The sequence below is a fragment of the uncultured Flavobacterium sp. genome, assembly GCF_937967675.1.
Lineage (GTDB): Bacteria > Bacteroidota > Bacteroidia > Flavobacteriales > Flavobacteriaceae > Flavobacterium.
In genome coordinates, this window is sequence record NZ_CALBSN010000015.1 from 21532 (window position 1) to 28015 (window position 6484).

Sequence of the window (6484 nt, forward strand, 5' to 3'; positions counted from 1 at the left end):
AAATGAAAAAGAAACTTTACTTATATATTGCTTTATTGTTAGGATTTTTGGGTTTTGCCCAACAAATCTCGTCTTCTATTGATTCTACCCAAATTAAAATTGGATCACAATTCAATTTAACCATCAAAGCAAAAGTAAACGCAAAAGATAAAGTCGTTTTTCCAGATGGGAAGTTTTTTGGTGCTTTGGAAATATTAGAATCATATCCTATTGATACCGTAAAAAATGACAACCAATACGAATTAATCAAAAAGTACGGGTTAACCCAATTTGATTCGGGACGCTATGTGATTCCGAAATTATTGGTAAAAATCAATCAGAAAGAATTCCGTACCGATTCGCTTTCGATTTTGGTAAACGATGTAAAAGTCGATACCACGAAACAACAAATGTATGATATCAAAGACATCATCGCTACCGAAGAAAAACCAATGAGCGAATGGTGGAAACTCCTAATTTTATTGGTGTTGATTGTAGCTTCTGGATTTGCATCATACTTCATCATCAAACGTTTACAAAAAGACAAAAAACAAGAAGAAGAATTTTTCGCTTCACCAATTGAAAAAGCGATTGCGTATCTTCAAAACTTAGATAAAAAACAATTAGTGCAACGCGGTGATGTGAAAGAATACTATTCTGAAATGACCGATATCACCAGAACATATATTGAAGAATCGATTCATATTCCAGCGATGGAAAGTACTTCGAGTGAATTAATGGAAGCGTTGAAAAAAGCGATTGCCGATAAAAAAATGTTTGTCAATCGTGAAGATTTAGAAAAATTCAAAAAAGTTTTAGAAAATTCCGATTTGGTTAAATTTGCCAAATCACAACCTTTACCATTTGAAATTGAAACCGATAAAAAAATCATCGATAAATTCTTATTGGTAATTGACAAAGCATTACCTAGAACCGAAGATCAAGCTGCAATTTTGTTTGCTGAAGAAGTTCGTAAGAAAGAAATGCAAAAACAAAAAGCAAAACGTTTAGCGCTTTCAGCCGGAATTTCAGCCTTTTTATTGGTGGCTTCTGTTGTAATTTTCGCCTATACGATAGGATTTGATTTTGTGAAAGACAGTTATTTTGGCTATTCTACCAAAGAATTGTTGGAAAAAGAATGGATTACTTCGGAATATGGCGAACCAGCTATCATTATTTCATCGCCAAAAGTTTTAAAGCGAACGATTGATGAGAAAATTCAAAACAACCTTCCAGAAAACGTAAAATCAACCAGTCGTTTTGCGTATGGAAATATTACAGATGATTTCTCAATTGTTTTAATTACAACCGCTTACAAAGATACCACGAAGATAGATTTAGATTTAGCATTGGAAGCCGATTTGAAAGAATTAGAAAAGTTTGGAGCTAAAAATATCATCGTAAAAACAGGCGAATTTGAAAACGTAAAAGGTCTTTCAGGTAAAAAAGCCTATGGAACATTCACGGCTTTGGACACTGATAGCGAAGAAGATATAAAAATGCAGTACGACATTATGGTGTTGTCGCAACCGGGTGGCGCTCAAGAATTTTTCTTTATGTACAGGGAAGAAGATAAGCATGCCATGGAGATTATTGAGAAAATTCAGAATTCAATTGAACTAAGAAAAGCCAAGAAATAATGGGAAAAGTAACCTTTTTAAATCCGGAATTTTTATGGTTGTTTTTGGTTTTACTAATTGCAATTGGTTGGTTATTTTATAAAAGAAACCAACTTTCGGCAACGGTAAAAATGAGTTCATTAGAACCATTCAAACAGAATAGAACTTTCTTGGCTAAAGCAAAACCGTTTTTATACGTATTGCGAATTTTAGCATTAAGTTCAATAATCATCGCATTAGCAAGACCAAGAAGCGTTGACGTAACCTCAAAATCGAAAACCACAAAAGGAATTGATATTGTAATGGCAATCGATGTTTCGAGTAGTATGTTGGCAAATGATTTAAAACCAAATCGTCTAGAAGCTTTGAAAAAAGTAGCTTCCACATTTGTTCAAGATAGAATTAACGATAGAATTGGATTAGTAGTTTATGCTGGTGAAAGTTACACGAGAACACCTGTAACTTCTGATAAAACGATTATTTTACAATCGCTAAAAACCATCGAATATGATGATTCCATTATTGCTGATGGAACTGGAATTGGAGTAGGTTTAGCAACCGCAATCAACCGAATTAAAGACAGCAAAGCAAAAAGTAGAATCATCATCTTATTAACGGATGGTGTGAATAATTCAGGGACAATAGATCCTAGAACTGCTGCTGAAATTGCTAAAGAATATGACATCAAAGTGTATACCATTGGAATTGGAACAAATGGACAAGCCATGTTTCCAGTTGCAAAAGATGCGAATGGTAAATTGGTATTTAGAAGAATGCCTGTAGAAATTGATGAAGGCTTAATGAAAGAAATTGCGAAAGCTACAGATGCAAAGTATTTTAGAGCGACATCAAACAAAAAATTACAAGCTATTTACGACGAAATTAATAAGTTAGAAACCACCGAAATTGACGAGAAGAAATTCTACAATTACGACGAGAAATACAAGCCATTCGTATTGATTGCGTTTGTGTTGTTAGGTGTTGAGGTGTTTTTGAGAAATTCAGTTTTTAGAGGAATCGTTTAGAAAGAAAAACAATGTTTGAATTAGAAAGTCCAATATATTTTTACTTATTAGCGCTATTACCCGTAATAGTAGCACTTTTTCTATTCAATTTGTTTTGGAAAAGAAAAAGACAAGCCATTTTTGCCGATTTGGAATTGTTTAATCAATTGGCACCAGAGAAATCCAGCTTTAAACCGGCTTTGAAATTAGGAGTTTTGTTGTTAGCATTGGCTTGTATTATTATTGCTTTGGTGAACCCAAAAATGGGAACGAAAATGGAAACCGTAAAGCGTCAAGGAATTGATATTGTGTTTGCAGTAGACATTTCAAAAAGTATGTTAGCCGAAGACGTAGCGCCAAATCGATTAGAAAAAACCAAGCAAATCGTTTCGCAAATCATCAACCAATTAGGAAATGACCGCGTAGGAATTGTAGGTTATGCAGGAAGTGCTTATCCAGTTTTACCCATGACAACCGATTATAGTATTGCTAAAATGTACTTGCAAAGTATGAATACCAATATGGTTTCTTCGCAAGGAACTGCTTTTAATGATGCTATTCAATTAGCGGTAGATTTCTTTGATGTAAAAGATACTAGTAAGTTAATCATCTTAGTTTCTGATGGTGAAGACCACGGAGAAGGAGTAGATGACGCTGTTGAATTGGCAAAAGAAAAAGGAGTTCGTATTATAACAATTGGTGTAGGAACCGAAAAAGGTGGCCCAATTCCCTTACGTGATGATAAAGGAACTATCGCTTCGTATAAAAAAGATCAAGAAGGACAAACGGTAATTACCAAGTTATATCCAGAAGTTTTAAAGAAAATTGCAGATAATACAAAGTCAAAATATATCGTGGGAACTACTACAAAAGATGTGGTAGAAGAAATTAAAAAGTCATTAGATAAAATCGAAAAATCAGAATTCGAATCACAACAAATTGCTGATTTTGAATCGCAATATCAATGGTTTTTAGCTTTAGGATTTTTATTATTGTTAGTAGATGTTTTCCTATTAGAGAAAAAAACGGCATGGGTGCAAAAGTTGAACTTATTTAATGAAAAGAAACATGCGTAAGATACTTTACATAGTGCTATTATTGAATAGTGTTTTGCTTTTCGGACAAGAAAAAGACAAAAATCTTTACAACGGAAATCAGTCATTTAAAGAAAAAAAATACGCTGATGCCGAAGCCGATTTTCGTGTAACCGAATCAAAAAAATCACCTAAAAAAGCAACTGCTGGATATAACTTAGGAAATAGTGTGTATCGTCAAAACCAACAAGGCGAAGCGCAAATTCGATATATTCAAGCCTTGGAACATGCGAAAACGAAAGAAGAAAAGTACCGAATTTATCATAATTTAGGTAACACTTTTATGCTAGAAAAGAAATATGATTTAGCAGCAGATGCTTATAAAAATGCGCTTCGAAACAACCCAAATGACGAAGAAACCCGTTACAATTACGCTTTAGCTAAAAGAAAAAATAAAGACAATCCGCCACCAAAAGACAATAAGAAAGACAACAAAGGTGGTGGAGGTCAAGACAATAAACCACAGCCAAAAGATAAAGACGGCAAAAACGACAAAGGAAACGATAAGAAAGATTCGGACAAAAACGATCAGAACAATAGAGACAAACAAGGCGACAACCAACAAAGTAAAGGTAACGGAGAGAAAAAAGAAGATAAAAACGAAAACCCAAAACCAAGCGGTGCCGACAAACAACGCATCGATAATATTTTAGATGCAGTTAATAATGCAGAGAAGAAAGTGCAGGACAAAGTGAATGCTAAGAAGGTAAAAGCACGTCCGGTTTCAAATGAAAAAGATTGGTAACAAATGAAAAAGATATTTTTAGTTTTATTCTTATCGGTTTACTATAATACTGTTTCCGCTCAAGTAAAATTTGAAGCACAAACAGAAAGAAGTTCTTATGGTTTAAACGAGCGCATTCAATTGGTTTTTTCTATAAATAATGAAGGGGATAATTTTGTAGCTCCAAAGTTTCCCGGATTTAAAGCGGAAGGACCTTTCATCAATAAAGGAAACCAAACTTCAATTACGATTATAAATGGTAGAGTGAACCAAAAAAGAGAAATTTCAACTCAGGTCATTTACTATTTAACCCCAACTAAAAAAGGAACTTTTACTATTGGCACAGCTTCAATTGAATATGACGGAACAGTTTACAAATCAGCACCCATAAAAATTACGATTACCGATCCTATCCAAATGCCAAACTATCCAGGCCAACAACCAACAAATGTGAATTATGGAGAAGGAATTCATTTGGTAGCCGAATTATCTACAAAAAATCCGTATGTAAACGAGCCCGTTACAGTAGTTTACAAGTTGTATTTCGAACCTCGTTCAACGGTTGGGAATTTCAGAAATTTCAAAGCACCAAAATACAATGATTTCTGGAGTCAGTATATCGACATGAAGCAATTGCGTGCTGAACGCGGAAAATACAACGGCAAAGATTACAGCATGGTAGTGCTTCGAAAAGTGATTTTATATCCATTAGAATCGGGCGCTAAAACCATAGAACCTTTCAAAATCGATTTAGATGCTGAGGTGCCAACAGGTCGTCGCGATTGGTTTGGTGAATACGAAATGCGAGTTATTGAAAAATCACTTTCAACAGGAACGCAAACCATTAATGTAAAACCACTTCCAGAAAACGGAAAACCAGCGAGTTTTACTGGAGCTGTAGGGAATTTCGATTTTAAAGTAACTCCATCAAAAACAGCATTAAAAGCAGGCGAATCCTTAGATTTAGAAGTAAGTGTTTCAGGTAAAGGAAACTTAAAATTATTTACCTTACCAAAACCCGTAGTTCCAACTGCTTTAGAAATGTACGAACCATCACATACCGAAAACGTACAAACACCATTAACAGGTATGGTAGGAAAAGTTTCGGACAAATACACGATTATTCCACAGTTTAAAGGTAAATACACGATTAAACCAATGGAGTTTTCGTACTATGATTTGGGAAGTAAATCGTATAAAACCATCACATCAAAAGAAATTACAATTGATGTAGCGGAAGGTGATGCAACGTTTGTAGCCAATACACCAAGTGCTAATAAACAAGTCATTCAGAAAAAAGAAGTATTTCAATTCAATAAGTTGAAAACAGAATTTGTTTCTGCTTCTAGAGAGGATTTCTTAGGTTCGGGACTATTTTATAGTTTGTTGTTAGCACCGTTATTATTGATTCCGATTGTGATGATTGCTAAAAAACAAAAAGAGGCTAAAGATGCTGATGTAGTGGGTAATCGAGTTAGAAATAACAACCGATTAGTGAAGAAATATTTGTCGGAAGCCAAAAAACAAATGGGCGACAAAGTTCCGTTTTATATGGCAATGGAAAAGGCATTACACAATTTCTTAAAAGCTAAATTACATATCGAAACCGTTGAAATGAGCAAAGACAACATCATCGAATTATTACAACAACGAAACGCATCCGAAGAAAGTATTAATCGATTTATGGAATTAATGAACGATTGCGAGTTTGCGCGATATGCTCCAGCAACCGATATCGCCATGACAAATGATTTTGAACGAGCTGTGGAACGAATTTCAGAACTTGAAAAACAATTGAAATAATGAAAAAGCAGATTATACTATTCCTTTTGTTTTTGATTTCATTTGCCAATGCAAGTGAATCCATCGATGCTACCTTTAAAAAAGCTAACGATTTATACAACAAAGGCGATTACGAACAAGCGTTGCAATCTTTCGAAAGCATTGTAAACAAAGGCAACGAATCAGCAGATTTGTATTTTAATATTGCGAATTGTTACTACAAATTAGGAAAAGTAGCGCCATCGATTTACAATTACGAAAAAGCATTGCTTTTAAACCCAG

The 6484-nt window shown here is 34.3% G+C and carries 6 protein-coding genes; all 6 read left to right on the forward strand.

The features are described from left to right. The first annotated feature begins 2 nt into the window (after positions 1-2). On the forward strand, positions 3-1619 hold the full coding sequence (locus Q0075_RS01140; RefSeq protein ID WP_297867914.1) for a hypothetical protein: 1617 nt from the start codon (positions 3-5) through the stop codon (positions 1617-1619). Then, positions 1619-2623 carry a VWA domain-containing protein gene (locus tag Q0075_RS01145; RefSeq protein ID WP_297867915.1) on the forward strand — a complete coding sequence of 335 codons (1005 nt, stop codon included), beginning with the start codon at positions 1619-1621 and terminating at the stop codon, positions 2621-2623. Before Q0075_RS01140 ends, Q0075_RS01145 begins: the two co-directional genes overlap by 1 nt. Before the next feature lie 11 nt (positions 2624-2634). Further along, positions 2635-3678, forward strand: a complete 1044-nt coding sequence (locus tag Q0075_RS01150; RefSeq protein ID WP_297867916.1) for a VWA domain-containing protein — start codon at positions 2635-2637, stop codon at positions 3676-3678. After that, positions 3671-4441, forward strand: a complete 771-nt coding sequence (locus Q0075_RS01155) for a tetratricopeptide repeat protein (RefSeq protein WP_291108917.1) — start codon at positions 3671-3673, stop codon at positions 4439-4441. The genes Q0075_RS01150 and Q0075_RS01155 overlap by 8 nt, the downstream gene beginning before the upstream one ends. Positions 4442-4444: 3 nt before the next feature. Further along, on the forward strand, positions 4445-6223 hold the full coding sequence (locus Q0075_RS01160; RefSeq protein WP_297867917.1) for a BatD family protein: 1779 nt from the start codon (positions 4445-4447) through the stop codon (positions 6221-6223). Then, positions 6223-6484 (forward strand): tetratricopeptide repeat protein (locus Q0075_RS01165; RefSeq protein ID WP_297867918.1); only part of this gene is annotated, 262 nt, incomplete at its 3' end. The genes Q0075_RS01160 and Q0075_RS01165, both read left to right, overlap by 1 nt.